Origin of the sequence: Moorella glycerini (genome assembly GCF_009735625.1) — a bacterium.
Classification (GTDB): Bacteria; Bacillota; DSM-521; order Neomoorellales; family Neomoorellaceae; genus Neomoorella; species Neomoorella glycerini.
In genome coordinates this window covers 953,787-979,401 of sequence record NZ_CP046244.1, presented here as the reverse complement: position 1 = coordinate 979,401, position 25,615 = coordinate 953,787, and the positions used below count along the sequence as shown (strand labels likewise).

The following is a 25,615-nucleotide window of genomic DNA, read 5'->3' as shown; positions in this document are numbered from 1 at the left end:
ATTATGCAAGGAGGAAAGACGATGACCAAAAGGATTATTGCCTTACTGACGTGTATAATGCTTATTCTTTTAGCTGTAACAGCCTGTGGTAAAAGCGCGACTAAGGAACCGAATCAACAGCCAAACGCCAGCAGTTCCCAGAGTGGCAGCGCCCAAAAACAAATCAAGGTTGTCTATATCCCCATCAGTACCGGTATCCCCTACTTTAATCCAATCATTGAAGGCTTTAAAAAGGCTTCACAGGAACTGGGCTTTGAATTTACCATGACGGCACCTGACCAGGCGGACCCGACCTCGCAAATTCCTTACATTAAAGCTCAAATCCAGCGCGGCGTCGATGTTATCGCCATATCCCCTAACAGCAGCGATGCGCTAATCTCGGTGCTTAAAGAAGCAAGGGATAAGGGGATAAAAATTATAACCGTTAATGATGACATTAAGGGTAATGAGAAGTACCGAGAAGCATCAATTATAGGTACAAACTATGATGAGCTTGCCAGGCAGATGACAATTAAGTTTGCGGAGTTTCTTAAATACAAGGGTAAGTTCGCTATCCTGAGTTCAACAACCGACGCTCCCTTCCAGAATAACAGTATTAAAATTACCAAAGAAGTTTTGCAGGATCCTAAATATAAAGATATGCAGCTGGTAGAAATTGCTTATGGTAATGACGAGCCTCAGAAGAGCCTGACTGAAGCGGAAGCGCTCCTGCAAAAGTATCCCGATTTAGCAGGTATCCTGTCGCCGACTTCTGTTGGCATCGTCGCGGCTGCCCAGGCTGTTGAAAATGCCGGTGTCCAGAACAAAGTTGTCGCTTATGGCAACGGTACACCCAATCAATTGAAAACATTTATTAAAAAGGGCGTAATACCTGGTGCAATGCTTTGGGATACCTACCGTATCGGATATGTGGCGGGTTACTTTGCGTACAACCTGGTAAAAGGCGAAGCAAAAGGCGAAGAGGGGTTCAAGTTTAAGGTTCCCAAGTATGGTGATGTTGAAGTGGGCAAGTTCGGAACAATTTATGCTGGTCCGCCGCTGGTTTTTGATAAGAGTAACGTTGATCAGTACGATTTCTAAATATATACAGCATGCCTGTTGTTACCACTTACCCTGGCCTTCGGGCGGCAGCTATGGCCCTGAAGGCCAGGGCAATCCCAGGAAGGGAGACATAACACGTGGCTTCCGAGTATCAAATCAGGCAGGACATATGTGAGGTGGGGCGGCGTATTTATGCCAAAGGCTTTGTCGCCTCAAACGACGGCAATATCAGCGTCCGCATCGGGGAAAATGAGGTTTTGACCACCCCTACCGGCGTGAGCAAGGGCTTTATGACCCCCGACATGATCCTCAAGGTGGACCTGGAAGGGCGGAAAATCGCTGGCGCCGCCGAACTTAAACCCTCTACGGAGATAAAAATGCACCTGGATGTCTACAAGCACCGGCCGGACGTGCGGGCGGTAGTCCACGCCCACCCGCCCGTGGCGACCGCTTTTGCCGTGGCCGGTATCCCCCTGGATAAGCCGGTACTGCCGGAAATCATCATCAGCCTGGGGGCTGTCCCCATCGCCAGGTACGGCACTCCTTCCACCGAAGAGATACCGTTGGCGGTCAGGGAATACCTGGACAAATACGACGCCGTTTTGCTGGAAAACCACGGTGCCCTGACCATGGGAACGGACGTCTACAACGCCTTTTACAAGATGGAATCCATAGAGCATTTTGCCAAGATCAGCCTGGCGGCACGGCAACTGGGCGGGGAAAGAGTGCTGCCCTGCCAGGAGGTAGAAAAACTGCTGCAGATCCGGGAAAAACTCGGCGTCAGCGGACGTCATCCCGGCTGTACGGGTTGTGGCGCCTGCAGCATTTCCGGCCATGAGGAAGGGGCGGCAGGCGCTATATCCGAGGAGGAACTCAAGGATATCATCACTACCGTAACCCGGCGCGTCCTGGCCTCACTGGGGGACAGGAAACAGTAAAGAAGGGGCAGGGTAGCTGCGGCTGCCCATGAACCAGCCAGAGGAAAGCAATAAATATTTCCCCCCGGCTGTTCAATACAACGGGCGCAAATCAATTCCGGAGGAAAACCATGAGTAAACAAGCACTGGGAATAATTGAAGTCCGCGGCCTGGCCGCCGTGATAGCAGCCGCCGACACTGCCGCCAAGACGGCGGGTATTGCCATCCTCGGTTACGAGGTTACCAAAGGCAGCGGCCTGGCGGTGCTGAAGATCAGCGGCGAAGTCAGCGCCGTAACGGCAGCCGTCGAAGCCGCCCGGGAACAGGCCGCTAGAATCAGCACCGTTTTTGCCAGCCGGGTCATCGCCCGGCCCCATGAAGAGCTGTCTGGGTATTTATGCTAACGGACCGGCCGGATAAAGCCCGGGTAGCATAATTCCGGCGGAACTAATTTTAATTTTTGCTGCTACCGCCTTGGCGGTACAGCCGGCAGCAAGCAAGTCCCACAGCGACGGTCCCATAACCGTCGGGTAGAGTCATTGTTGTCGGCCTTTCCACCCATAAATAACACACCAATTGCTTAAGGAGGAAAACAACCCATGAGCGCCTTAGGACTCATTGAAACCAAAGGTTTAGTCGCCGCCATCGAAGCCGCCGACGCCATGCTCAAAGCCGCCAGCGTCGAACTGGTGGGCATGGAAAAGATCGGCTCCGGCCTGGTCACCGTCATGGTCACTGGCGAAGTCGGCGCCGTCAAGGCGGCCACCGAAGCCGGCGGGGCAGCCGCCGCCAGGCTCGGGGAAGTCATCGCCGTCCACGTCATCCCGCGGCCCCACAGCGACGTAGCCCGCATCCTGCCCGGTAAAAAAGACGCCTCTACCAGGGGGGTAGATTAACATGAAAGACGGCGCCCTGGGACTTATCGAAACCAAAGGCTTAGTCGCCGCCATTGAAGCCGCCGACGCCATGCTCAAAGCCGCCGGCGTCGAACTGGCCGGCATGGAGAAAGTCGGCTCCGGTCTCGTCACCGTCATGGTCAGCGGCGATGTCGGCGCCGTCAAGGCGGCCACCGAAGCCGGGGCCGCTGCCGCTGGTCGCTTAGGTGAGATTATTGCCGTCCACGTTATCCCGCGGCCCCACACGGACCTCAGCAGAATATTACCCTCCTAAGCGGTGAGCAGAAATGATCGACGAAACCACTATCGCCAGCATTGTCGCCGAAGTATTAAAAAACATCCAACAGCAGTCCTGTAATGGGACAACAGCTACCACGGCAACAGCGTGTAGCGGTGCCTGCCAGGCGCGGGCCGGCCAGGCCGTGGCCACTGCCTCGCGCGGTGACAAAGGCGTATACAGCGACTTGAATGCAGCCATTAGCGCTGCCAAAAAAGCGCAGCAAGAACTGGTAAAGCTAAGCCTCAAAACGAGGGGCGAGATCGTCGCCGCCATCCGCCGGGCGGCCATAGAAAACGTAGAAATAATCGCCAGGCTGGCCCACGAAGAAACCGGCTACGGCCGGGTCGAAGACAAGATCCAGAAGAAGCTCTACGCCGCCCGCTTAACCCCGGGGTTAGAAGACATAAAGACCGAGGCCATCAGCGGCGACAACGGCCTCATCCTGATTGAGCGGGCGCCCTTCGGCCTCATCGCCGCCATCGAGCCGGCCACCCATCCCGGCTCCTGCGTCATCAACCATGCCATCAGCATGGTCGCCGCCGGCAACAGCATTATCTTCCTGCCCCATCCCAAAGGGCTCAAGACCACCCAGTACCTGGTGCGCCTTTTCAACGCCGCCATTCAGGAAGCCGGCGGGCCGGAGGATTTATTAGTCGTTGGCGATAAAGTCAGCCTGGAAAACCTGGACCTGGTCTTAAGCCATCCCGATGTAGATCTGGTCGTCGCCACCGGCGGTCCCGAAGTGGTTAACCGGGCCCTGAGAAGCGGCAAAAAAGCCATTGCCGCTGGCCCCGGCAATCCCCCGGTGGTCGTCGACGAAACAGTGAAAGACCTGGACTACGCCGCCAGGTGTATTGTCGACGGTGCCGCCTTTGACAACACCGTCCTCTGCATTGCCGAAAAGGTCATCATTGCCGTGGAAGCGATAGCCGGCGAGCTCCTCTTCCACCTGCAGAACCACGGCGCCTATCTGGTGCAGGACGAAAGGGACAAAGAGAACCTGGTGCGGGCCATCCTGCCCGACGGCCGGACCTTTAACCCCGAACTAACAGGCAAAGACGCCGTACTTATCCTGAAGCAAGCCGGCATCAACGCCCCGGCGCACACCAGGATCGCCCTCATAGAATGTCCCCCGGAGCACCCCCTGGTGCAGGAAGAACAGCTGCTGCCGGTCCTGCCCCTGGTGCGGGTAAAAGACTTTGACGCCGCCCTGGAACTGGCCGCCCGGGTCGAGCACGGCTACAAACATACGGCCATCATCCACAGCCAGGACGTAGGCCGCATCACGGCTTACGCCCGCAAGCTCCGTACCGACATCCTGGTAGCCAACGCCTCCTCGGCCGCCGGGTTAAAGATCGGCGGGGAAGGGCACTTCAGCCACACCATCGCCAGCCCCACGGGCGAGGGTATCTGTACCCCCCGCACCTACACCCGGGAACAGCGGACGGTCATCGCCGGGGCGCTGCGGACGGTAGACTAGCCGGGGGCCGGTCACCACCCGTGTGGCCGCCGGGATAGTTAAATACAGCTTAATTGTGAAATTGAGAACAAAAGCGGAGAGAAAGCGGTGATGAAGTGGAGAAAGTAGGGGATTATCCGGGTTAAGTACAACTTAACGCCTCTCATATCTATTCTTGGAGGAGTCGCCCATGGTGGCATCCTCCCCATCCATTTTCGGAGGAGAACCGCCTCGGGCAGCGGGGAAGAGCGGTAAACCTGAATAAAAAAACTGAAAATGCCCGGGGAGAGAACTGGATAAAAAGCTGGAGAACAGCCCGTACCTGGAGGGAAGGAAATGCCTGCCGGCGAACTGGAAGCCGTCATAAATAAAATAGCCGCTGCCGGTGTGGTCGGGGCCGGCGGGGGCGGGTTCCCCACCGCCTTGAAACTGAAGACCAGCCCCCCCATCCAGACCGTTATCATCAACGGGGCCGAGTGCGAACCCTTACTTAAAGTCGACCAGGAACTCATGGCCCGCCATCCGACCGAACTCCTGGCCACTTTAGCCACCCTTGTCCGCGCCACCGGCGCCCAAACAGGGGTTATAGCCCTCAAAGAAAAATACCGGGAGGCCCATGCGGCCCTGGCGGGGGAGATTAACAATTACCCGGGCCTGAAGCTCCACCTCCTGCCGGACGTCTACCCCGTGGGCGACGAGCACTTATTAACCTCTAGCGTTACCGGCCGAACAATCCCGCCGGGAGGTTTGCCCTTGCAGGCCGGGGCGGTAGTTCTAAACGTCGAGACTTTATACAACATCCACCGCGCCCTGGCAGGCCAGCCTGTAACCCATAAATACGTCACCGTCACCGGCGCCGTGAGGCAGCCCCTCACCCTGGCCGTTCCCCTGGGAACCCCGGTGGGGGAGCTCCTGGCCCTGGCCGGCGGACCGCTGGCAGACGAATATGTGCTTATCGCCGGCGGCCCCTGCATGGGTAAGGTGACCAGCATCAATGCGCCGGTTACCAAGACCACCAAGGGCATCCTTGTCCTGCCCCCGGACCACCCCCTGGCCGCCAGTTACCAGCGGGATCTAAACCGGGAGCTGAGACTCGCCCTCCAGGTCTGCTGCCAGTGCCAGCAGTGCACGGACTTTTGCCCGCGGCACCTTTTGGGGCATCCCCTGGAACCCCACCGGGTCATGCGTGCCGTGACCTATGGCCTGGCCGATATAACCCTGCCGCGGGCCCTGCTTTGCAGCGAGTGCGGCCTCTGCGACCTCTACGCCTGCCCATTCAACCTCTCCCCGCGGCAGGTCAACAGGAAAATCAAGGCCGAGCTGCAGCAGAAGGGTTTCCGGCCCGGCCCCTGGCAGGCTACCACTCCTTCCCCTTTCCGGGAAGGGCGGCAGGTACCTACTCAAAGTCTCATCAGCCGCTTGGGCTTAAAAGAATACTACGCCCGCCCGGTGACTTTCCGGGAAGGAAACATCACGGTCAACCAGGTGTCCCTGCCCTTAAAGCAAAGCGCCGGGGCCGCGCCGGAGCCGGTAGTCAAACCGGACGACTGGGTTACAGCGGGGGAACTTTTAGCTCGTATCCGGGGCGATACCCCGGGTGCCAACCTCCACGCCAGCATCAGCGGCATCATCGTTGCTGTCAATGGCAATATCACCATCCAGGGAGGAGTTAACCATGGTGATCATTGAGCACCGCCAGGAAAGGAACCGCCTACCTGGACGAAGGCCACTCCTGCCCGGTAAAGCCTGGGGACGTCTTATTTACGGAGGCAGTGACTGATGGGTATCGCCGTTGGACTCATCGAACTCAAGAGCCTGGCGCGGGGGATAATGGTGGCCGACAGCTGCCTTAAAGCCGCGCCGGTAGAACTGAAAATACGCACTACCTGCCCCGGTAAAAGCCTGATTATCTTAAGCGGCGAGATCAGCGCCGTGACGAGCGCCGTAGAACATGGGGTCACCACCGGCGGGGTAACGGTCGTGAGCAGCTTAATTCTGGGCAACCTCCATCCCGGAGTCCTGTCGGGCCTGGCCGGGGTAGCCGCAGTAACCCCTAAAGGCGCCCTGGGAGTCCTCGAAACCTTCAGCGTCACGGCCGCCATCAAGGCTGCCGACACCGCCGCCAAGGCCGCCCTTGTCGAGCTCCTGGACATCCGCCCCGCCTACGGGCTGGGGGGCAAGGGGGTGGTCATCTTGACAGGCAGCGTCGGCGCCGTCCGGGCCGCCGTAAACGCCGCCACCCTGCCCCTCAAAGAAAAAGGGGAACTCGTGGATGCGGTTGTTATCCCCTCTCCTCACCCTGAAGTCTGGGAGCAACTAGCGTAAACACACGCCCCGGCGGAGAAAGGTGGACCAATCCCAACCAAATTTAAATGTTGCTTTATCAACCGCTTGTTCATAAATCGGGCCTGCAGGATAAATTGCCGGCCTGCCACAAATTTCCGGGGCATTGTCAGCCGCCTGTTAGGCAGGACTGCTGCCATCCAGATTGGCAGTCCTGACAGTCAACCATACTTAAAAGCAAGGTGACCATAATGTCCACTGCTGCCCTTATCGATTTAATCACCAGGGAAGTTATGGCCGAACTGAAGGAACGCCGGGGTAAAACCGCCGCGGCCGGTACGGCAGCCCATTCCACCCCGGCGGCCAAACGTGTTCCCGTACTCGTATCTGCTCGCCATGTCCACCTGGCCCAGAAGGAGATCGACATCCTCTTCGGGCCCGGCTACCAGCTGACCAAACGGAACGACCTCTACCAGCCGGGAGAATTTGCCGCCAACGAAGTCGTCACCCTGGTAGGGCGCAACTTGCGGTCCCTCACCAACGTCCGCATCCTGGGGCCGGTGCGCGACCGCACCCAGGTAGAGATCTCCCGCACCGACGCCATAACCTTAGGCATCCCGGCGCCGGTGCGCCGTTCCGGGGACCTGGCCGGTTCCGCCCCCATTACCCTGGTCGGTCCCCGGGGTTCCGTTACCTTGCGGGAAGGGGCTATTATCGCCAACCGCCACATCCACATGAGCCCGGTCGAAGCGGAAAAATGGGGCCTTCAAGACAACGACGAAGTCACCGTGCGCACCATTAAATCCGACCGGCCCACCATCTTCGGTGGCGTCCAGGTACGGGTCAGCCCCAAGTTCAAGCTCGTCATGCACATCGACACCGACGATGCCAATGCCGCCGGGCTGCAGTGCGGTGACGAAGTAGAAATCAGGTGAGAAGATGCTGATTGCCGAAGTAACCGGAACGGTGGTCGCTACCCGTAAACATGAAAGCCTCACCGGCAGCAAGCTCCTCCTCATCCGTCCCCTCCAGGGCAGCCGCCGGGGCGAGACCCTGGTGGCCGTGGATACCGTCGGTGCCGGCAAGGGAGAACTGGTACTGGTAGCCACCGGGAGTGCCGCCCGCCTGGGCCTCAATGTACCCCAGGCCCCGGTGGACCTGGCCATTGTGGGCATTATCGACCAGGTGGAGGGAGACATCAAGGGGCTGCCACGCTAGGTTGGTGCCGGCAAGACCGGTGGTAGCACCCCCCTGCCCACCGGTATTTCTGTATGGGCCGATGTCCCTTCACGGCTAACAGGCATAAGGTAATTCAAGAAAGCTATGGCCTGGGAGGGTATACTGGTCTCCTTTTCCTCAAGATGCCGGGAAACTTTTTAACCTGAAATAAGGCCTCAAGGAGGACAAACGGTGCAAATTCTGGCTTTAAACTGTGGGGGTTCATCGATTAAGTATAAAGTTTTTTCCATGCCGGAAGAAAAAGTAATGGTCCGGGGCAGCGTGGAACGCATCGGCAGCCGGGAAACCACCCTGCGGCATCAAGATTTAACAGGGGAGGCGGCTGAGTACCGGAAGCATTTACCCCGGGGCGACTATGGCGAAGCCCTGGCAGAAATCCTCAAGTTATTGCAGCCTCACCGGCTGGAGGCCGTCGGCCACCGGGTGGTCCACGGCGGCGCGAGCCTCCGCCGGCCGGCCCGCATTGATGCTGCTGTCCTGGCCACTTTAAAGGCCTGCTGCCAGCTGGCCCCCCTGCACAACCCGGCCAACATTGCAGGTATCGAGGCCGTAAGCAGGCTTTTGCCGGATATACCCCAAGTGGCCGTCTGCGACAACACCTTCCACCTGAGCCTGCCGCCCCGGGCCTATCTCTACGGCCTCCCCTACGAATATTACGAGCGTTACGGCCTGCGCCGTTACGGTTTCCACGGCATCACCTTTACCTATATGGTCAACCGGGCCGCTGAATTTCTAGGGCGGGACCTGCAGGAACTAAAGATTGTTTCCCTCATGCTCGGCAGTGGTACCACGGCCAATGCCTGCTGCTGCGGGGAATCCATCGACGTCTCCACCGGCTTTACGCCCACGGAGGGATTGCTCCAGTCGACCCGCTGCGGCGATGTCGACCCCGGCGCCCTTGTTTATCTCCTGCGGCAGGAAGGCCTGTCACCTGATGCCCTGGAGGAAGTAATCAACAAAAAAGGCGGCTGGTTGGGTATCGCCGGCGTCAGCAACGATTACCGGGCAGTGGAAGAAGCCGCCCGGCAGGGGCATGAACGGGCCCGCCTGGCCCTGGACGTCCTGGCCTACCGGGCGAAAAAATATATCGGCGCCTACGCGGCGGCCATGGGCGGGATTGACGTCCTGATTTTCTCCGGCGGCATCGGCGAAAAGAGCAGCGGCCTGCGCCGGGAAATCTGCCGCGGCCTGGAGTTCCTGGGTATCGAGCTGGATGCTGAACGCAATGAAAACGGGAGCGATGACCGCCTGATCTCGAGCCCGGAAGCCAAAGTCCAGGTCCTGGTAGTACACACCGACGAAGAAGTCATGATCGCCCGGGAAACTGTAAAGGTGCTGGCCGGAGAAGAGCCCTCCGGGGCGGCGAGATCGTCAGGTGCGCCCTGGTGAGCCTGGCCTTAAAATACCGCTGGGTGCTGGAAAAGCTGGAGGGTATCCTGGGGAAAAAACTGCCGGTCATCCACATGGTGGGCGGTGGTACGCAGAACGAGTTCCTCTGCCGGTTTACCGCCAGCGCCACCGGACGCCCGGTGGTGGCCGGCCCGGTGGAAGCCACGGCCGCCGGCAGCCTCCTGGTCCAGGCCATGGCTATGGGTGCAGTGGCAAGCCTGGCTGAGGGGCGGGAGATAGTGCGCCGTTCCTTTGCCCTGAAAACTTATGAAGCGGAAAAGGCGGGGGAATGGGAAGATAAGTATGGAGAATTTGTTAAGCTGCTGGCATGGTAGTACTACCAGGGCCGCATGGCAAAAAATGTGGCCGGCCTAATTCCTGGGCCGGTCACTTTACAGAGGGGTTACCGTTTCCTATCCAGAGAATCTCGAAACCCAATTTTGGCGCAGGACAAATTTTGCTGTTTCCATGTAACTGTTTATCGCCTTTCCCGGGATCGCTCAGCAGATCTTTCTTTTATTAAAACTGTAGTAAGCCTATCGACGGGATTGCTACTTTTATATTTACCTCGCAGCTCGAGGACGGGGTTCTTGGGAAGAGGTCGCAGGGTTATAATACCGTTATTATCTTCCACCGCCAGCTGGTCGCCTTTTTTTAAACCATAATTTTTACGTATTTCCAGGGGAATAACAATCTGTCCTTTCTGGGAAACGGTTATTTTATACACCGTTCTTACCTCCGTTATTCGTCTTACTAAAAAAATTATACTACCAGAGGAAACGTTTAAGCAAGGGCTATACTTTTAACCAATTCTTGTTAGGGCCCTGCGGGGTTGAAATTCAAAAAAAGAGACCCTTGCTCAGGCGGTTTATTAAAAAACTTGACAAAAGAAAAGGAAGGGGGTAAAATTAATAACACATGCGGAAGTAGCTCAGTGGTAGAGCATCGGCTTCCCAAGCCGAGGGTCGCGGGTTCGAATCCCGTTTTCCGCTCCAGTAAAATCAAGGGTTCCGGTCAGCAAGATAGGTGCCGGACCCTTTTTTATTGCCTGCTTGGTGCCCGGGCTTTGGAGCCCAGCACGTCACCGGCAAAGGTCAGTGTGATCTTCGAGTTTCTTTTCTATAAGAATTAGAAGCGCATGTGTTTTAGAAGCGCATGTATTTGTGGTCTTTTTCTACCTGTCTGGTAATAAACTCCCTATAAAAACCCGGCCGGGAGCACAAAATAGGAGGGAAGATGGGTAGAAAGGCGGCTGGTATATGGCCCCGGAACGGCCGGACAACAGTTTGCTGGTGATCTTCGGTGGCACGGGAGATCTCGCCCGGCGCAAGCTTTACCCGGCTTTATTCAACCTTTTTGTCGATGGTTTCCTGCCGCCTGCCCTGCGGGTAATAGCTGTGGGCCGGCGCGATTTTACCCGGGATAGCTTCCGGCAGGAGATATTACTGCCGTCCCTGCAGACCTTTTCCCGCCGCGCCTCTGACCTGGACGCCCATTTTGAGCCCTTCGCCAGCCGTCTGCATTATTTCCGGACCGACATTTATGACCCGGAGGGGTACACCCTCCTGCGGCAATTCCTGGCGGAACTGGAGGAGGCGGCTGGTTGCCAGGGCAACCGCATTTTTTACCTGGCCGTGGCCCCGGAACACTTTGGCTCCGTGGTCCGGAGCTTAAAGGAAACAGGCCTGGTACCGGCGCGGGGGTGGCAGCGGGTTGTTATTGAGAAACCCTTCGGCCATGACCTGCCTTCGGCGGCAGAATTAAACCGCCAGCTCCGGGCGGCTTTCAGCGAGGAAGAGATTTACCGCATCGACCATTACCTGGGGAAAGAAATGATCCAGAACATCATGGTCATCCGCTTTGCCAATACCTTTTTTGAACCGGTCTGGAATAATAAATATATCGACCACGTCCAGATTACTTCGGCGGAAACGGTGGGCGTGGCGGACCGGGGCGGCTATTACGACAGGGCCGGGGCCCTGCGGGACATGGTCCAGAACCACCTCCTGCAGCTGGTGACCCTGGTGGCCATGGAACCGCCGGCCAGCCTGGCCACGGAAGCTATCCGCGATGAAAAGGTAAAGGTGCTGCGCTCTTTGAAACCCCTGGACGCGGCGGCAGTCAGCAGGAACGTCATCCGCGGCCAGTACGGTGGCGGGGAGATAGATGGGCAGGTGGTACCGCCTTACCGCCGGGAAAAGGAAGTGGCCTCTGATTCCACGACGGAAACATTTGTTGCTTTAAAGCTTTTCATCGAAAACTTCCGCTGGGCCGGCGTGCCCTTTTACCTGCGTACAGGCAAGCGCCTGCCGGTGAAAGTGACGGAAATTATCCTCCAGTTTAAATCCCTGCCGGATATCCTGTATTTTAAGGAATACGGCGAATTACGCCCCAATCTCCTGGTCATCCGCGTCCAGCCCCTGGAGGGTGTCTACGTCCAGCTCAATGCCAAGCGGCCGGGGAATAATAATTACATTGTACCCATCCGCCTGGACTTTTGCCAGAACTGTGAGGTGGGCGTCAACTCCCCCGAGGCTTACGAGCGCCTGCTTTATGATGTAATGCGGGGGGACCCCACCCTTTTCACCCGCTGGGATGAGGTGGAGGCGGCTTGGCGGTTTGTGGACCCCATTGCCGCTGCCTGGACGGCGAGGCCGCCCCTCTTTCCCAATTACGCCGCCGGCCAGTGGGGACCACCGGCGGCGAGGGAGCTCTTAATCCGGGACGGCCGCCACTGGTGGCAGGAAGATGAATTGCTGCCGGAACGTGGGTAGCTAGAAATAAATGAATGGACTGGTGAAAGCTTGCGTATCTACGACATATCCATGCCCATATACCAAGGCATGCCGGTCTACAAAAACAGGGCGGAGAAGCAGCCGCAAACGGAAATCACCCGCGACTATGAAAACGGCGTGCGGGAAACGCGCTGGCTCCTGGATACCCACACCGGGACCCATATCGATGCCCCCGCCCATGTGATCCCCGGCGGGGCTACGACAGCAGAACTGGACCTATCGGTTTTAATCGGCTCCTGCCTGGTGCTGGACCTAACGGCAGTCAACGACCGCATTACGGCCGGGGACCTGGCGGGCCAGCCGGTCCGGGCCGGCGACTTTATCCTGTTGAAAACTAAAAACTCCTGGGCTGCCGGAAATGAAGCCGACTTTATCTACCTGGATGCCGGGGCCGCTGCCCACCTGGCTAAAGCAGGGGTTCGCGGAGTCGGCCTGGATGCCCTGGGGGTGGAGCGGGACCAGCCTGGTTACCCAACCCACCGGACCTTGTTAGAGCAAGGGATTGTTATCATCGAGGGCCTCAGATTGAAAGAGGTACCTCCTGGCACTTATCAGATGCTGGCCCTGCCCCTCCGTATCCTGGGAGCGGAAGCAGCCCCGGCCCGGGTCGTCCTACTGGAGATAGAGTAGGCCGCCAAAGCGGCTGGCTCGTGGAGGGTAAAAAGTACTCGCGATCTTTTATATTATCGGTTAAAATTAGAAGTAGTGGGACGGGAGAAACGGAAATGGATTTAGGCCAGATACAGGAGACGATCATTAAGGGTAACTGGGTAATGAGCTGTCATGCCAGGCAGCGTACCGGGCAACGATGTATATCGGCTACAGATATGATAGTAGCCTTATTGACAGGAGAGATCCTGGAGGATTACCCTGAGGATCCCCGGGGACCAAGTTGCCTGGTGCTAGGTCATATTCCCGATGGGCGATCTATTCATATAGTCTGTTCTCTGGATAACGATGGGACGTTAATCATAATCACTGTTTATATCCCGGAGCCACCAAAATGGATAAATGAAAGAAGTCGGGGTAACGCAGGAGGAAATAAAGATGACTAAATGCCCGCTTTGCGGTAGTAAGGTCAGGCCAAAAAAAGTCCGGGTGGAGAACTGGTGGGGTGATAAACTCACCCTGGTAGAAAATGTCCCCGCATGGGTATGCGAGGAATGTGGTGAGCAGTATTATGATGCGGAAACAACTCTGCAGCTGGAGGAAATCCGAAAGGAACACATGAAACCTAAACGGATTATTGAAGTACCAGTATACGATTTTCGTGAGCCGGTGCAGCGTCGGGCAAAGGTATAACTTGCGCGGCGAAGCCCTGCCCCTTCCCCTCCAGGGAATTGGAGCAGCCCCGGCCCGGGTGGTACTGCTGAAGATAGAAGTATAGTGTAGCAGCACCCCGCTGATACTAAAGAAAAAGTACCGGCGGGGTGTTTTTATGGAGCGGCAAATTTTACGGGTAAATCTAAGCGACGGCAGCATCCGCCAGGAGGATATACCGGCAAAGGTATGCCGTGACTTTATCGGCGGACGGCCCCTGGCGGCCAGATATCTTTATGGCGAACTGGCCGCGGGAGTAGGACCCTTAAGCCCGGAGAATATTTTAATCTTTAGCGCCGGTCCCCTGGCCGGCAGCGGGGCCAGGGGGGTTAACCGCTGGCTGGCGGTGACCAAAAGCCCTTTAAGCGGCGGCTTTATCCGTTCCGTGGGCGGCAGCGACTTCGGTACCTGGCTCCACGGCGCCGGGTACGAAATACTCCTCCTGACCGGCCAGGCGGCTGAGCCCGTTTACCTCTATTTGGGGCCTCGGGGACAGGTGGAACTGCGACCGGCACAAGACCTCTGGGGCCAGGGGACAGAGGCTACCCAGGCCGAGCTGCGCTGGCGTTATGGCCAGGGGGCGCGGGTGGCCTGCATCGGCCCGGCGGGGGAAAACCTGGTGCGCTATGCCAGCATAGTGAGTAACCACAGTACGGCCGCTCGCGGCGGGGTGGGTACCGTCATGGGAGTCAAAAAACTTAAAGCCATTGTCGTAGACTCCGAACCGGATATACCTGCGGCTGACAGGGAGCTCTGGTCCCGGCTGCTGGAGCGACAGCGGGAATTGATTGACCGCCGGGATCAACGGGCGCCTTTGCCGGGGGCTATAAAGGGTGCCATTTTACCTACCCGCAATTTCCAGGGCGCCTGGCAGGCGGATGTTGATACGGTTAACCAGCCTCACCTCCTGGAGCGAGGAGGACCGGAGTTCCAGACCTGCTGGGCCCTGGGAGTCAACCCTGGTCATTTCGAGCCGGACCTGGTGGCGGCAGCCAACGAACGCTGCAACGACCTGGGCCTGGACACGGTCTCCACCGGGGGCAGTATTGCCTTTGCCTATGAACTGCAGCAGCGGGGTTTACTTAAAGCTGAGGGCTTTGACCTGGGCTGGGAACGGCCGGAAGCCACCCTGGAATTGATCCGCATGATCGCCTACCGGGCCGGCATCGGCGACCTCCTGGCCGAGGGGGTGCGCCGGGCGGCAGAATATACCGGCTCCGGGGCGGCGGAATACGCCATGACCATCAAAGGGATTGAGATGCCGGGTTATGACCCGCGGGTGCGCCCCCTCCACGGCCTGGGGATAGTCGTTTCGGCCCTGGGTGGCAGTTATTGCTATGGCAAGTCACTTCACGCCGGGCTCTTTGCTGCCGACCGGGAAGGGGAAGACCTGGTGGACCAGGTAAGCCGCATCCACGAGACGACAGTAGCCCTGGAAACAGGTATCGGCTGCCTCTTTGCCCACCTGGGCGGCTGGCTGCCCCTGGAACTGATGACCGCAATGTTGACGGCCGTTACCGGTACGGAACTGGCCCTGGAGGAAATCCATATGGCCGCCGCAAGGAGCCTTACCCTGGAGCGGGCCTTCAACCTGCGGGAGGGCCTGGGCCGGGAAGCCGATACCCTGCCGGCCAGGTTCCTGCGAGAAGGTATTGTTGCCGGGGAGATTAAAGCTGGGCCCTTTACCAATTTGCCAGAATTAGTGCAGGCTTATTACCGCCGCCGCGGCTGGGATGATCAGGGACGCCCGGCGCCAGCCACCCTGGACCGCCTGGGCCTGGAACTGGTGCGCCTGGACCAGCCCCGGGACTTCAAGGTAGCCTTCAGCCGGGAGTTAATATAAAATTAACACGAAAATAACCTAACAAATGATCTTCATCAAGTAAATAACCCTACCAGGCAGGGCGTAAAAAGGCAATAATAAGCTAGCAGATGCATGAACTTGCATCAGCCAGGTTAATCCTTTTTGAGGGTATAGTGTTAAACGACCTGGGCGACTTCCCTTACCTCGAGTCCCAGCTTCCGGGCCTCAGCAATAATTTTCTTGATCCGAAACCTTTCTTGCTTTTGTTTGGCTTTCTCAAATGCAGTCTCGTCGTAGTCTGTACCGTTTTTTAGTAAGTTGTAAATGATTACCAGGAGCTTTCTGGCTAAAGCGATAAGGGCTTTCTTGGCCCCGCGGCGTTGCTTGACCTTCCAGTACCAGGACGATAAATAGCTGTCGCGTACCCGGGTGATGGACCAGGCAACTTCGCAAAGAATTCGCTTTAGATAGGTGTTACCGTGGGTGGTGCGAGTGGACTTTTTTTTCCTGCACTTTCATTATTGCCGGGGCTTAAGCCCGCCCAGGAACAGATATGTTCCGCAGTTTTAAAGCGGCTCATATCGATGCCAATTTCCGCCAGAATAGCGGCGGCAGCGGTTTTGTCAATCCCCGGGATGCCGTCCAGTTGTTCCAGTTGTCTTTGGTATTGATTAAGTTTTTCCTCCAGCTTTTGCTCTACCAATCGAAGATGCTCGTAGTGCTGATCCAGCCAGCCCAGCAAAAGCTTGAGGAACTCCCTTTGGTGAACATCCATTTTGCCATTGACAGCCTGCTTGATTTCCTGAAGCTTACTCTTGGCACGACCCTTTACCAAAGTCTCTACTTCCCGGGCGGATATCTTCCCGTGACGGCAAAGGTGATCCATAATCGCCCGGCCCGATACCCCGAAGATATCGGTGAGGAAGGTGGAGAGCTTGAAACCGCAGCTTTGTAAGTGCTTTTCGATGCGGTTCTTTTGCGACGCAATCTCTTCGATAATACTTTTGCGGTACCGGGTTAGATTACGGAGTTCCCGGATAGGTTTGGAGGGGATAAAACTTCCTTCCAACAATCCGGCGCGTAAAAGGGTAGCTATCCATTCAGCGTCCTTCATGTCAGTCTTTTTACCGGGAACGTTTTTCATGTGCCGGGCGTTGGCAACAATCAAAACCATACTGCCGTCAAAGGCTTCTTCCAGGACGTTATATACAGGCTGCCAATAAACCCCGGTGCTTTCCATGGCCACATGGCGGCAGTTCTCTGCTTCCAGCCAGGCTTTCAGTTCATCAAGCCCGGGCAGAAGGGTGGAAAAGGTGCGGATGGTTTTTGTCGGTTCCTCGCCAATATTGCCTTTTAATAGGCAGGCAACCACGGTATCTTTATGGACGTCCAAACCACAGCAGGTTTCCAAGATGTCTTGCATAAGAACTCCTCCTGCTTCATTGGATTTCAGGGATGATTGCCCGAGAAAGTAAGAAGTTTAACACCCGTGCTGTTCCCAAGTCCTTAAGAACAAGGGGCGACAATTGGCTGTGCTCAAAGGCAATCAGGTTAGGTTAGTACTCGAGGTTATACCATCAAAATATACTCAACCTTTGTCCCTGATAAGTCCAATGTAGCAGAAAATCAGATGTTTGTAATCACTTCTTTCTATTTTCATGATTGTTTGTGCCTTCCAGGCATGGCCGGTTAGTACGCGTATAGATAAGCGTGAACCTCCGCCGGGACAAGCCCGGCGGCTTTATTAAAGCAGCCGGGTATCCCGGACGGTCCTCAGCACCTCATCGGGAGATGCCTGCCGGAAGACAGGTCTTATTCCCCTTCAATGCGCTACATCCAGACACCCAGGTTAACCCCAAATGCCGGATGGCCCGGTCCAGAGGCGTCTACTACTCAGCGTAGATACGTCTTTATGCGGCTTTCATCTTGCTGACCTGTACTGGGGCTAATACCGCAGGCCACGCGTAAGACACTATCTCCGGTAACTTGCGGCCCGGGGTGAACCGGCCGTTTACTGCTAAGTCCAGTATTCCCGTAGCGCCTAGCACGTCGCGGTGCATCCCGCTAAAACCACATTCCATATTACCGCATTGGTAAACGCGGCCGGTCTGCTTTGTATACTTGCCGCATAGCGGGCAGGTGCCGGAAGTGCCCCGTTCTTCGATTTTCTCCAGAGTGATGCCGTGCCGCTTGAGCTTATATTCCAGCAACTCCCGCAGCCGGCCGAAGCTCCACTGGCTCATCCGCTGGTTGTGGTGCCGGCCGCAGTCCTGTTCCCTTACACCCTGGGGATCGCCGAGGTAAACCTTCTTTATCCCGCGTTCCAGGCACCAGTCTGCCGCCATTTTCGTGACGGCATGTTCGGCGTGGGATATTTGGGCTCCAATCCAATTTAAAAAGCGGTACTTGGCCGCCAGGAGTTTCCTGCGACGGTTGGAGCCTTTTTTAGTGCGGGAAATGGCCTTTTGAAACTTCCTCAAGGTTTTGTTGCGCAGGCGGCGCAGGGAACGCAAATGCCGGCCGTTGATGACCAGGGCTTCCTGCCCGTCGGTCAGGGTTAAGGCATGGACTTCGCCTGGGTCTACGGCTGCTACAGCGTCCCCCTGGACTTTCTCCAGGGCGGGCTTAACTACCGCTACATGCAGCCAGTAGCCGTTGCGGCGCCAAACGAGCTGGACCTGTTTGATTGCCATTCCTTTCAGCCTGGCCGGCAGTTTTACTTTAAGCGGCGGTTTCTTCCAGCCGTTGGACAGCCTTAAGTTTTTGTCTTCTACGGTGATACCGGTCACTTTCCACGTGGAGGTGAAAAAACGCTTCAGCCGCCAGGGATAGCGCCACTCTGGATGCCCTTCTTCGTGAAGCTTCCTCGTCCTTTCCCAGCATTCGTAGTAGGTCTCAATAATGGCCTGCACGTCCTGAGAATGGACGTTGAACCTTCCTTTAAGGAACTCTTTCATCATGGCTTCATCTATCCAGACGCCGTATTTGAACCAGAATAAGCGGTGGATGGTCATGACGGTGTTCCAAACCCTGGCAGATTCTCTCTGGATGTCCCTGGCCAATGTTTCTTCTGTAGGTTTTAACTTAAGGGGTATTTTTTCTACCAGCACGTCACCTTGCGTTTGCCCTTTGCTTTTCTTGGCTGTGGTATTGCGTTGCAACTGGCTCATTTTTTTCACCTCCCTTCGCATGGGACTTTTGAGTTTCGATATATTTACGGATGGTGTCGGCGCTGACATGGCCAGCGGTACCGTATTTGGGGCAAAAAACGATATGATAGTTGATGTTGTATACACAATGGTTAATTTTTCTTTCCACAACTTTATTTTACCGCAAGAACATAAGTTTGGTCTATATGTATTTAAAATCAAATATGTCCCCTTAATCCTACCCTGTCATTTAGCACACTATCATCCTTAAAACTAGTCCTAACTTTATCAATTTAAAATATCGAGATAACATGTAACAGTTCCCCCAAAGTGATATAATTTTAGCAAATTATTCTGGGGGGCTGTTTATGCAACTGGTATACAATTTCGGTATTTCCCTGGAGGATTATGCTGCCCGGGGTAAGAAAAATGAGTTTCCCGTCATAGAGTCTTGCCCTATCTGTATGGCCCGGCAGGCTCTAAAGCGGCATGGTTTTTACTGGCGTAATGCCGGTAGTGACTCGGAAAAGTGGCTACAGCTGCCCATCTGCCGCTTTTGGTGCCGCTCCTGCCGGCACACCTTCTCTCTTTTGCCTTCCTTTCTCCTGCCGTATTACCAGTATTCCCTTAAGTTCATTCTGGACTGTCTCATATATTTCTTCTCCAAGGCCCGCCTCCTTATTTACTACCAGCTGCTCCAGTTCTACCGCCGCCGTTGGGCGAAGAACATGAATTGCATCCAGGCCTTCTTCCGGGAGCAGGGTTACCAGGAAATAATCCCGCCGGAATTTAAACAAAGGGCCATAAAATTGCTGGAAATGATTGCCGCGTTCCCCAACGCCGAAACCTTTTCCCAAAGGTTCCATAATCATTTCCGGCGCAATTTTATGGCTAATTAATTTTACCATGCTTTCCCCGGTTCCGTAAAGCCTCCCTGCTACATTAGCCACCACACACCTTTTGCCTGTCCTGGGGGACAGGTTAAGGTTAAACTGGTAAATGACCGGACCGGTTAACCTTAAATCCTGGGGAGGGGTTGTGATGGACGAGAAGGACCGGGAAAATATCGCTCTTTTTCGCTTTAGCTTGATTGCGCCGTTGTTGCAGGGTCAGGTAGCCAGCAGGAAGGCCTACCTGGAGAGTATTACGGCCAGACCCCATGAAGTACCGTATTATGGCCTCTGCGACTATAGCCCCCAGACCATTGCCAGCTGGCTCAGGGATTACCGCCGCGAGGGGTTTGAGGGGTTAAAACCGAAAAGGCGTTCTGACCGGGGAAGGCCGCGGGCCTTATCCCCGGAGTTACAGGAGCAACTCCTGGCCCTGCGCCAGGAGGAGCGTTCCTGTCCGGCTTCTGTCTTTTATGAACAACTGGTGGCTAAAGGTGTTATTTTACCGGACGCCGTTTCTTACGCTACCATTTACCGTTTCCTGAAATCCAGGGGGCTTTTAGGCCGGGAGATGCGGCGGGAGCCGGAACGGAAACGCTTTGCCTATGATACGGTGAATACCCTCTGGCAGGGGGATGTGGCGGCCGGGCCTTACCTTCGCGTTGGCAACAAAAAGGTGGCTACTTTCCTCTTTGCTTTTATCGATGATTGTTCCCGCCTGGTGACTTTTGCCCAGTTTTTTACTTCCGAGAAGTTTGAGTCTTTGAAGGTGGTCTTCAAGGAGGCTATCTTACGCCGGGGCATTCCGCAGATGGTCTACGTGGATAATGGTAAAATCTATCGTTCGGAGCAGCTGCAGCTGGCCTGCGCGGCCCTGGGGATAGCCTTGATCAATACTAAACCCTATGACCCGCAGAGCAAGGGTAAGATCGAAAGGTTCTTCTTGACCGTCAGGCAGCGTTTCTTGCCCCTGGTTAAAGATGAACACCTTAAATCTCTGGATAACTTGAACCGCTCTTTCTGGCAGTGGCTGGAGGAAGATTATCACCGCCAGGTCCACAGTGCTTTGGGTATGAGCCCCCTGGATAAGTTTATGTCCCAGTTCAGCCAGGTTAAGATGGTGAGCGACCCGGCTGTTCTGGAGCCGCTTTTTTTCAAGCGGGAGGAACGGCGGGTACATCATGATGCTACTATCTCCATTAACAAGCGCCTTTTTGAGGTGCCGCCTCAATTTATCGGCAACCGGGTGGAGGTGCGCTTTGACCCGGAAAAACTGGAGCGGGTCTTGATTTTTGTGGCCGGTAAAGAGGTGGCGGTGGCACAGCCGGTGGCGCTCAGTGTTAACGCCCGGGCAAAGCGGGAGAGCAAACTTTCTTTTGCCAGCTTACAGGGAGGGGGCCAAAACTAGAATGTACCAGGCTTTTTATGGCTTAAAAGGGGCTCCTTTTGGCAAGGAGCTAAAACCCCAGGATGCCTTCCTTTCCTGCAGTTTAAAAGAAACGAGGGCCCGGCTGGAGTATTTATCCCGCGTCCGGGGCATGGGGGTCCTGGTGGGGGAACCGGGAGCCGGTAAGACCTTTGCCTTGCGGGTCTTTTGTGCTAATTTAAACCCGGCCCTCTTTAAGGTTATTTATTTGCCCCTGGCCACAGGGACGGTCATGGATTTTTACCGCGGTTTGGCCCGGGGCCTGGGGGAAGAACCGTCTTTCCGCAAGATTGACCTTTTTCACCAGATCCAGCAGGCGGTCCAGGTGTTCTTCCGGGATAAAAAGATTACGCCCGTCTTCATCCTGGATGAGATGCACCTGGCTAACCCCAAATTCCTGCTGGACCTGGCCCTGCTCTTTAATTTCGCCATGGACGCCTTTAATCCTTTTATCCTGGTCCTGGCCGGCTTGCCTTTTTTGTTGAGCCGCTTGGAGTTGAACCAGACCCAGTCTCTGGCCCAACGCCTGGTGGTTCGCTTCCAGGTGGAACCTTTAAACCGTGAGGAGGTGGGCGCCTACCTGGAGCACCATTTATCCCTGGTGGGGGCTACCAGGCCTTTATTTGAGCCGCCTGCCGTCGAGGCCATCGCTTCTCGCTCCCGCGGCTGGCCGCGCCTGGTGAACAACCTGGCCCTGACTTCCCTCCTCTGGGGCGCCCAGCTTAAAGCCCAGCTGATTAGTGCTGATGTGGTACGCCAGGCAGCTACCGAAATTGGCCTTTAAGGGTGGTGGCTATGCTTAAGCTTGATTCCCCCAGAGACGTGGAAAGTCTCCTGGAGATCCTGGCTTTCGTCCTCTGGGCGAATACTTTTGGGTCCTACGGTGAGGAATTGGAACGCCCGGTATTGGATTTCGCCCGCGACCTTTACGCTGAATTGCTAAAATACCTGGAGTCTTTCTATACCGCCCGCGAGGAACCCCATTATTACAGCTTTATTTGCCAGTTGCAACTGGAACAAGGATTTGATTTCCAGAGAAAACGCCTGGCTGCCCTTGATAAAAAATTGGCGGAACGGTTCAAGGCCCCTTCTTTTTAGGCCGCGTTGAGCGGCTTTTTTCTTTGGGGATTTTATTGTGCTAATGTGCAATTCCTGAGAATTTGGGGTGCTGTAATTTGATAATCTTGCAGTTTGTGCCGGCGGCGTGAGTTACTTTAATTTGAAAAACGGTGGTTAATTTAATGTGCTAAATGACACTACCCCACAAGGGGTAGGTTTTAGGGGGCGAATTTCTATAAAACAACTAAGGGGGCAACCACGTGGCCCCCTTAGTTATTAAAAAGGTCTTTTACCAACGCTTCCTTGCTGATCTTTAGATGTTTTCCAACATCAATTAGTATGCCATTAAGAGTACCTACTCTTAATGGATTATGGCGGGGAATGGTGATATGATGTTCACCGTTAAACATAGTGGTGAGACGTAGATGGCTACCAGTCTGCCGCGTTATCTGATAACCGAACTTGGCGAGTAACCTGGCCAGTTCTTCCCCGCTTATGTCCCTCGGGATTTTCATACGGCGATTACTTCATCCTTTACAAAATGGAGGCGAATCACCCGCGGTAAATCCTTTTCTTCAAAATGGCAGCGAACTGCATCGCGAACAGAATCCTTAAGTTCTTCCACTGATTTACCCTCTGTAAAAATGGAATAACCGAGAGCACGAGCTTCGTAACCGCCTTCAGGAGATTCTTCGACAAGGAAGAGAATTTCTTGATCCAAGTTGATGCATACCTCCCCATTTAAGCAAAATTTAAATCAGCTCCGGGTCGAAAAGCAACTTTCTACTTAATATTTTATCACTCTCGAGCTTTTAGCAAAAGCAGTATCTCATCCCATGGTAACCATCTAGGTAAAAATTATCTACTTTTCCTTCCCACCTTTCGCAAGGCTGGTTGCTTATAAAGTTGGCCCAACAGATAGCCGGCCCCAGCTCAATACCAGGCCGGCTGTTTTTGTATCTGGTGCAAAAGCGCACCACCTGTTATAATAGGGATTGGTCTCTTGACGTAGAAAGTAGTACGGGGCCTATCCCTAAATTTTTAAGGGCTGGTGTATCTCATGCAGGTCAAGCAGGTAATGCTCAACAACCCGGAGACGTTATACTACTGGCAGACCCTGGCCGATGCCGTGGCCGTCTACCAGCGGCAGCAGGTCAACTGCGCTCCGGTCCTGGACGCCGACGGCGAAGTGGTGGGCATTATTACCGTCTTTCGCCTCCTGGAAGCCCTGCAGCAGGGGGCTACCATGGCTACGCCTATTGAAGAGGTCATGGATAGGAAACTGGTCTGCATCGATGAGGATACAGGTTTTGAGCAGGTGGCCAATTTACCCATTGATCGCCTCATTGTTTTAAACAAAGAGCGGCGCTTGAGCGGCGTCCTGACCAGGATTGGCCTGATCAATAAGGTGCACCGGGCCCTTGAAAAGGCGGAACGCGAGCTAGCGGCAGTACTGGAGGCGGTACCAAACGGTATCATTGCCGTCGACCGGGAAGGGAAAATATGCCACATCAACCCGGCGGCTGCCCGGCTCCTCGACCTGCCGGTGGCAGCAGCCCTGGAGCAGCCGGCGGCCACCGTCCTGGCGGCGTCTGGTTTAAGCCAGTTTCTTACCAAAGCAGCCGGTGACCAGTTTCATAAGGCGCGTGCAGGAGATAGAACCCTGGCCATCCGGCGCAGTTCCATTACCAGGGAGGGCCATGAGCAGGGAGTTGTCCTGGTCCTGCAGGATATTTCCGAACTGGAGGCCATCTCCAGCGAGCTGCAGGTGGTCAAGTCTTTAAACCGGCAGCTCAAGAGCGTTATTGAGGCCTGCTACGACGGCATGGTGGTTATTGACAGCCAGGGCGTTGTCCTGGGGGTGAACGAAGCCTACGGCCGCATTATGGCGCCGGGCGCTAAGCCGCTCCTGGTGGGCCACAAGCTACAGCCGGATGCCACCCTGGCAGAAGATCAACTCCACCAGCTCTGCTGCCTGGTCCGGGACAGCCGCAAGGCGGTGACCGTCATGTACCAGACGCCGGCGGGCCGGGAAGCCATACTAACTGGTAGTCCCATCCTTAACGAAGAGGGGACCGTTTCCCAGGTGGTCATCAGCATCCGCGATATGACGGAACTGCGCCATCTCAAAGAAGAGGCCCAGCGAGCGGCAGCTGAAATCCAGGCCCTGCGGGCCCGGCACCTGGCGGCTCCCGAGGTGATCCGCCAGAGCCCGGCCATGCAACGGGTGGTGGACCAGGCCTTAAGGGTGGCGGCCGTCGATTCTACCGTCCTGATTACCGGGGAATCTGGTGTCGGTAAGGAAGTAATCGCCAGGCTGATTCACCGGCACAGCAGGCGCTGTAACGGTCCCTTTATGGAAATTAATTGCGGTGCCATCCCGGAAAACCTGCTCGAATCAGAACTCTTCGGTTATGAGAAGGGGGCCTTTACCGGGGCCAGTAAAGAAGGAAAAATTGGTCTCCTGGAGGTGGCCGATAACGGCACCCTCTTCCTGGATGAAATAGGCGACCTGCCCCTTGGATTGCAGGTCAAGTTGTTGCGTTTTCTCCAGGAGCAGGAGATTTATCGCCTTGGCGGTCGCCATGCCATTAAGCTCAATGTCCGCGTCCTGGCTGCGACCAACAAGGACCTGGCCCGGATGGTCCGGGAAAAGACTTTTCGCGAAGACCTCTATTACCGTTTAAATGTAGTGCCTATAAGGATTCCGCCTTTGCGGGAGCGGCGGGAAGATATCCTGCCCCTGGCCAGGCACTTCCTGGAAGGGTTTAATAATAAATACGGTACGGCTAAACGCCTGTCCTTCGCTGCCTGCAAGGTGTTGGAGGCTTATTCCTGGCCTGGGAATGTCCGGGAACTCCAGAATGCCATGGAGCGGGTAGTCATTATGGGCGAAGGAGACTTAATCCAGCCGGAACATCTGCCCCTTGAATTCCAAGGGGAACGACAAGAGGCCGGCAAAACCCTGGTCCTCAGGGAGCTTTTACCCCTCCGGGAGGCCAGGGAACAGATGGAACGGCAATTAATTACCATGGCCCTGGGACAGTATGGCAGCCTGCGCCAGGCCGCCCGGGCCCTGGGGGTATCCCATTCAACTTTATTGCGCAAGGCCCAGTCCTACGAGCTTGTGGTGCAAAATTGCACCGAAGCGGTCTGAAACTGCACCGGATTAATTTACGGGGTTAAATTATAATGTGACCACATGAACAAAGTAAATAACCGGGATTACTGGTGCGCAAACAGACCAGAAAAGGTTCTTTTTTTATCCCATCCCCTTGTAGCCGGAGATGGTGCAAGGGGATTTATATACCCTGGCATGATTTTTGCAATCTACAAAATAAGTGATAGCGGTAACAAGACTTTTATGCCGCTAACGCGGCTGGCATTTGTTTGGAGCGAGCGACTTGGTCCGAGCGGTTAAGCAGCCGCAGGCTGTGCCGAGAGCGAGGGCGGGGCCGAGGACAGAGAGGCCAAAGGCCGGATTCTAAAGGCAAGGATGCCGAATAGGCCGCCCAGCACTCACAGTAACCAAGTTACAGTAACCAGTTCTTCGGTTTATGCAGTCGCACTACCTTTGGAGGCACCTGAGTTTAGTGAGTGCTGGGCGCCCGAGCCCAAGGCTGAGCCGTAGGCTGATCCGCGAGGACCAGGGAGCGAGCAAAAACAAT

Annotated in this window: 26 protein-coding genes, 1 tRNA gene and 1 pseudogene; 23 read left to right on the top strand and 5 right to left on the bottom strand. The window is 55.6% G+C overall.

Features of this window, described 5'->3' with window-relative positions; translation table 11 throughout:
* Window positions 1–21 precede the first annotated feature (21 nt).
* The 12 genes from MGLY_RS04680 to MGLY_RS04625 all read left to right on the top strand — a co-directional run bounded on the left by MGLY_RS04680 (window position 22) and on the right by MGLY_RS04625 (window position 9,839).
* The gene (locus MGLY_RS04680) at window positions 22–1,080 is read left to right on the top strand and encodes a substrate-binding domain-containing protein (RefSeq protein WP_170290919.1); all 1,059 of its coding nucleotides are present in this window, start codon (window positions 22–24) and stop codon (window positions 1,078–1,080) included.
* Window positions 1,081–1,178: 98 nt separating this feature from the next.
* The gene (locus MGLY_RS04675) at window positions 1,179–1,979 is read left to right on the top strand and encodes a class II aldolase/adducin family protein (RefSeq protein ID WP_156272182.1); all 801 of its coding nucleotides are present in this window, start codon (window positions 1,179–1,181) and stop codon (window positions 1,977–1,979) included.
* A gap of 110 nt (window positions 1,980–2,089) precedes the next feature.
* Window positions 2,090–2,362, top strand: a complete 273-nt coding sequence (locus MGLY_RS04670) for a BMC domain-containing protein (protein WP_156272180.1) — start codon at window positions 2,090–2,092, stop codon at window positions 2,360–2,362.
* A gap of 195 nt (window positions 2,363–2,557) precedes the next feature.
* On the top strand, window positions 2,558–2,854 hold the full coding sequence (locus MGLY_RS04665; protein WP_156272178.1) for a BMC domain-containing protein: 297 nt from the start codon (window positions 2,558–2,560) through the stop codon (window positions 2,852–2,854).
* Between the two features lies 1 nt (window position 2,855).
* The gene (locus tag MGLY_RS04660) at window positions 2,856–3,128 is read left to right on the top strand and encodes a BMC domain-containing protein (protein WP_156272177.1); all 273 of its coding nucleotides are present in this window, start codon (window positions 2,856–2,858) and stop codon (window positions 3,126–3,128) included.
* A 13-nt stretch (window positions 3,129–3,141) separates the two neighbouring features.
* On the top strand, window positions 3,142–4,614 hold the full coding sequence (locus MGLY_RS04655) for an aldehyde dehydrogenase (protein WP_156272176.1): 1,473 nt from the start codon (window positions 3,142–3,144) through the stop codon (window positions 4,612–4,614).
* A gap of 315 nt (window positions 4,615–4,929) precedes the next feature.
* Entirely contained in the window at window positions 4,930–6,282 is a 1,353-nt protein-coding gene (locus tag MGLY_RS04650) for a 4Fe-4S dicluster domain-containing protein (RefSeq protein ID WP_156272174.1), read from the top strand.
* Between the two features lie 90 nt (window positions 6,283–6,372).
* Window positions 6,373–6,918 (top strand): BMC domain-containing protein, encoded by a 546-nt coding sequence (locus tag MGLY_RS04645; protein WP_156272172.1) that lies wholly within the window; start codon window positions 6,373–6,375, stop codon window positions 6,916–6,918.
* A gap of 209 nt (window positions 6,919–7,127) precedes the next feature.
* Window positions 7,128–7,811, top strand: a complete 684-nt coding sequence (gene pduL / locus MGLY_RS04640; RefSeq protein WP_156272170.1) for a phosphate propanoyltransferase — start codon at window positions 7,128–7,130, stop codon at window positions 7,809–7,811.
* A 4-nt stretch (window positions 7,812–7,815) separates the two neighbouring features.
* The gene (locus MGLY_RS04635) at window positions 7,816–8,094 is read left to right on the top strand and encodes a EutN/CcmL family microcompartment protein (RefSeq protein WP_156272168.1); all 279 of its coding nucleotides are present in this window, start codon (window positions 7,816–7,818) and stop codon (window positions 8,092–8,094) included.
* 192 nt (window positions 8,095–8,286) lie between these two features.
* Window positions 8,287–9,504: an acetate/propionate family kinase gene (locus MGLY_RS04630; RefSeq protein WP_156272166.1), complete on the top strand. Its 1,218-nt coding sequence runs from the start codon at window positions 8,287–8,289 to the stop codon at window positions 9,502–9,504.
* Window positions 9,483–9,839: an FGGY-family carbohydrate kinase gene (locus MGLY_RS04625; RefSeq protein ID WP_156272164.1), complete on the top strand. Its 357-nt coding sequence runs from the start codon at window positions 9,483–9,485 to the stop codon at window positions 9,837–9,839. The genes MGLY_RS04630 and MGLY_RS04625 overlap by 22 nt, the downstream gene beginning before the upstream one ends.
* A gap of 143 nt (window positions 9,840–9,982) precedes the next feature.
* Here MGLY_RS04625 and MGLY_RS04620 read toward each other — a convergent pair whose 3' ends face one another.
* Window positions 9,983–10,231, bottom strand: coding sequence for an AbrB/MazE/SpoVT family DNA-binding domain-containing protein (locus MGLY_RS04620; protein ID WP_156272163.1), 249 nt, complete (start codon window positions 10,229–10,231; stop codon window positions 9,983–9,985).
* 193 nt (window positions 10,232–10,424) lie between these two features.
* Between MGLY_RS04620 and MGLY_RS04615 the strand changes: the two genes are divergently transcribed.
* From MGLY_RS04615 to MGLY_RS04590, 6 genes are all read left to right on the top strand, one after another.
* A tRNA-Gly gene (locus MGLY_RS04615) sits at window positions 10,425–10,499 on the top strand.
* 264 nt (window positions 10,500–10,763) lie between these two features.
* Window positions 10,764–12,278, top strand: coding sequence for a glucose-6-phosphate dehydrogenase (gene zwf, locus MGLY_RS04610; protein ID WP_156272161.1), 1,515 nt, complete (start codon window positions 10,764–10,766; stop codon window positions 12,276–12,278).
* 30 nt (window positions 12,279–12,308) lie between these two features.
* On the top strand, window positions 12,309–12,929 hold the full coding sequence (locus MGLY_RS04605; RefSeq protein WP_170290918.1) for a cyclase family protein: 621 nt from the start codon (window positions 12,309–12,311) through the stop codon (window positions 12,927–12,929).
* A 95-nt stretch (window positions 12,930–13,024) separates the two neighbouring features.
* Window positions 13,025–13,354: a DUF4258 domain-containing protein gene (locus MGLY_RS04600; RefSeq protein WP_156272157.1), complete on the top strand. Its 330-nt coding sequence runs from the start codon at window positions 13,025–13,027 to the stop codon at window positions 13,352–13,354.
* The gene (locus MGLY_RS04595) at window positions 13,347–13,601 is read left to right on the top strand and encodes a type II toxin-antitoxin system MqsA family antitoxin (protein ID WP_156272155.1); all 255 of its coding nucleotides are present in this window, start codon (window positions 13,347–13,349) and stop codon (window positions 13,599–13,601) included. Before MGLY_RS04600 ends, MGLY_RS04595 begins: the two co-directional genes overlap by 8 nt.
* Window positions 13,602–13,737: 136 nt before the next feature.
* A complete protein-coding gene (locus MGLY_RS04590) occupies window positions 13,738–15,462 on the top strand; it encodes an aldehyde ferredoxin oxidoreductase family protein (RefSeq protein ID WP_156272154.1) in 1,725 nt (574 codons plus the stop codon).
* 137 nt (window positions 15,463–15,599) lie between these two features.
* On the opposite strand, the pseudogene MGLY_RS04585 reads toward MGLY_RS04590, so the two are convergent.
* Together MGLY_RS04585 and MGLY_RS04580 are read right to left on the bottom strand one after the other, a co-directional pair.
* Window positions 15,600–16,846 (bottom strand): annotated as a pseudogene (locus MGLY_RS04585) (IS110 family RNA-guided transposase).
* Window positions 16,847–17,333: 487 nt separating this feature from the next.
* Window positions 17,334–18,593, bottom strand: a complete 1,260-nt coding sequence (locus tag MGLY_RS04580; RefSeq protein ID WP_156272152.1) for an RNA-guided endonuclease InsQ/TnpB family protein — start codon at window positions 18,591–18,593, stop codon at window positions 17,334–17,336.
* A gap of 347 nt (window positions 18,594–18,940) precedes the next feature.
* On the opposite strand from MGLY_RS04580, the gene MGLY_RS18740 reads away from it, so the two are divergent.
* The 4 genes from MGLY_RS18740 (at window position 18,941) to MGLY_RS04560 (ending at window position 21,986) form a co-directional block, all read left to right on the top strand.
* A complete protein-coding gene (locus MGLY_RS18740; RefSeq protein WP_422880088.1) occupies window positions 18,941–19,471 on the top strand; it encodes a DUF6431 domain-containing protein in 531 nt (176 codons plus the stop codon).
* A 142-nt stretch (window positions 19,472–19,613) separates the two neighbouring features.
* Window positions 19,614–20,870, top strand: a complete 1,257-nt coding sequence (locus MGLY_RS04570; protein WP_156271578.1) for a helix-turn-helix domain-containing protein — start codon at window positions 19,614–19,616, stop codon at window positions 20,868–20,870.
* Between the two features lies 1 nt (window position 20,871).
* On the top strand, window positions 20,872–21,672 hold the full coding sequence (locus MGLY_RS04565) for an ExeA family protein (protein WP_156271664.1): 801 nt from the start codon (window positions 20,872–20,874) through the stop codon (window positions 21,670–21,672).
* Between the two features lie 11 nt (window positions 21,673–21,683).
* Window positions 21,684–21,986, top strand: coding sequence for a hypothetical protein (locus tag MGLY_RS04560; protein ID WP_156271665.1), 303 nt, complete (start codon window positions 21,684–21,686; stop codon window positions 21,984–21,986).
* A gap of 230 nt (window positions 21,987–22,216) precedes the next feature.
* Here MGLY_RS04560 and MGLY_RS04555 read toward each other — a convergent pair whose 3' ends face one another.
* Complete coding sequence (locus MGLY_RS04555; protein ID WP_156272150.1) at window positions 22,217–22,462, bottom strand: type II toxin-antitoxin system HicA family toxin; 246 nt, start codon at window positions 22,460–22,462, stop codon at window positions 22,217–22,219.
* Entirely contained in the window at window positions 22,459–22,668 is a 210-nt protein-coding gene (locus MGLY_RS04550; RefSeq protein WP_054935980.1) for a 2-oxoisovalerate dehydrogenase, read from the bottom strand. Before MGLY_RS04550 ends, MGLY_RS04555 begins: the two co-directional genes overlap by 4 nt.
* A 339-nt stretch (window positions 22,669–23,007) precedes the next feature.
* On the opposite strand from MGLY_RS04550, the gene MGLY_RS04545 reads away from it, so the two are divergent.
* Window positions 23,008–25,104 carry a sigma-54-dependent Fis family transcriptional regulator gene (locus MGLY_RS04545; RefSeq protein ID WP_156272148.1) on the top strand — a complete coding sequence of 699 codons (2,097 nt, stop codon included), beginning with the start codon at window positions 23,008–23,010 and terminating at the stop codon, window positions 25,102–25,104.
* Window positions 25,105–25,615: the final 511 nt, after the last annotated feature.

What these genes read in the sequence shown, in the direction of transcription:
- MGLY_RS04680 (WP_170290919.1), top strand. Translation starts at nt 22, where the DNA reads ATGACCAAAAGGATTATTGCCTTACTGACGTGTATAATGCTTATTCTT.
- MGLY_RS04670 (WP_156272180.1), top strand. Translation starts at nt 2,090, where the DNA reads ATGAGTAAACAAGCACTGGGAATAATTGAAGTCCGCGGCCTGGCCGCC.
- MGLY_RS04665 (WP_156272178.1), top strand. Translation starts at nt 2,558, where the DNA reads ATGAGCGCCTTAGGACTCATTGAAACCAAAGGTTTAGTCGCCGCCATC.
- MGLY_RS04660 (WP_156272177.1), top strand. Translation starts at nt 2,856, where the DNA reads ATGAAAGACGGCGCCCTGGGACTTATCGAAACCAAAGGCTTAGTCGCC.
- MGLY_RS04655 (WP_156272176.1), top strand. Translation starts at nt 3,142, where the DNA reads ATGATCGACGAAACCACTATCGCCAGCATTGTCGCCGAAGTATTAAAA.
- MGLY_RS04650 (WP_156272174.1), top strand. Translation starts at nt 4,930, where the DNA reads ATGCCTGCCGGCGAACTGGAAGCCGTCATAAATAAAATAGCCGCTGCC.
- MGLY_RS04645 (WP_156272172.1), top strand. Translation starts at nt 6,373, where the DNA reads ATGGGTATCGCCGTTGGACTCATCGAACTCAAGAGCCTGGCGCGGGGG.
- pduL (WP_156272170.1), top strand. Translation starts at nt 7,128, where the DNA reads ATGTCCACTGCTGCCCTTATCGATTTAATCACCAGGGAAGTTATGGCC.
- MGLY_RS04635 (WP_156272168.1), top strand. Translation starts at nt 7,816, where the DNA reads ATGCTGATTGCCGAAGTAACCGGAACGGTGGTCGCTACCCGTAAACAT.
- zwf (WP_156272161.1), top strand. Translation starts at nt 10,764, where the DNA reads ATGGCCCCGGAACGGCCGGACAACAGTTTGCTGGTGATCTTCGGTGGC.
- MGLY_RS04600 (WP_156272157.1), top strand. Translation starts at nt 13,025, where the DNA reads ATGGATTTAGGCCAGATACAGGAGACGATCATTAAGGGTAACTGGGTA.
- MGLY_RS04595 (WP_156272155.1), top strand. Translation starts at nt 13,347, where the DNA reads ATGACTAAATGCCCGCTTTGCGGTAGTAAGGTCAGGCCAAAAAAAGTC.
- MGLY_RS04590 (WP_156272154.1), top strand. Translation starts at nt 13,738, where the DNA reads ATGGAGCGGCAAATTTTACGGGTAAATCTAAGCGACGGCAGCATCCGC.
- MGLY_RS04580 (WP_156272152.1), bottom strand. Translation starts at nt 18,593, where the DNA reads ATGAGCCAGTTGCAACGCAATACCACAGCCAAGAAAAGCAAAGGGCAA.
- MGLY_RS18740 (WP_422880088.1), top strand. Translation starts at nt 18,941, where the DNA reads ATGCAACTGGTATACAATTTCGGTATTTCCCTGGAGGATTATGCTGCC.
- MGLY_RS04570 (WP_156271578.1), top strand. Translation starts at nt 19,614, where the DNA reads ATGGACGAGAAGGACCGGGAAAATATCGCTCTTTTTCGCTTTAGCTTG.
- MGLY_RS04565 (WP_156271664.1), top strand. Translation starts at nt 20,872, where the DNA reads ATGTACCAGGCTTTTTATGGCTTAAAAGGGGCTCCTTTTGGCAAGGAG.
- MGLY_RS04560 (WP_156271665.1), top strand. Translation starts at nt 21,684, where the DNA reads ATGCTTAAGCTTGATTCCCCCAGAGACGTGGAAAGTCTCCTGGAGATC.
- MGLY_RS04555 (WP_156272150.1), bottom strand. Translation starts at nt 22,462, where the DNA reads ATGAAAATCCCGAGGGACATAAGCGGGGAAGAACTGGCCAGGTTACTC.
- MGLY_RS04545 (WP_156272148.1), top strand. Translation starts at nt 23,008, where the DNA reads ATGCAGGTCAAGCAGGTAATGCTCAACAACCCGGAGACGTTATACTAC.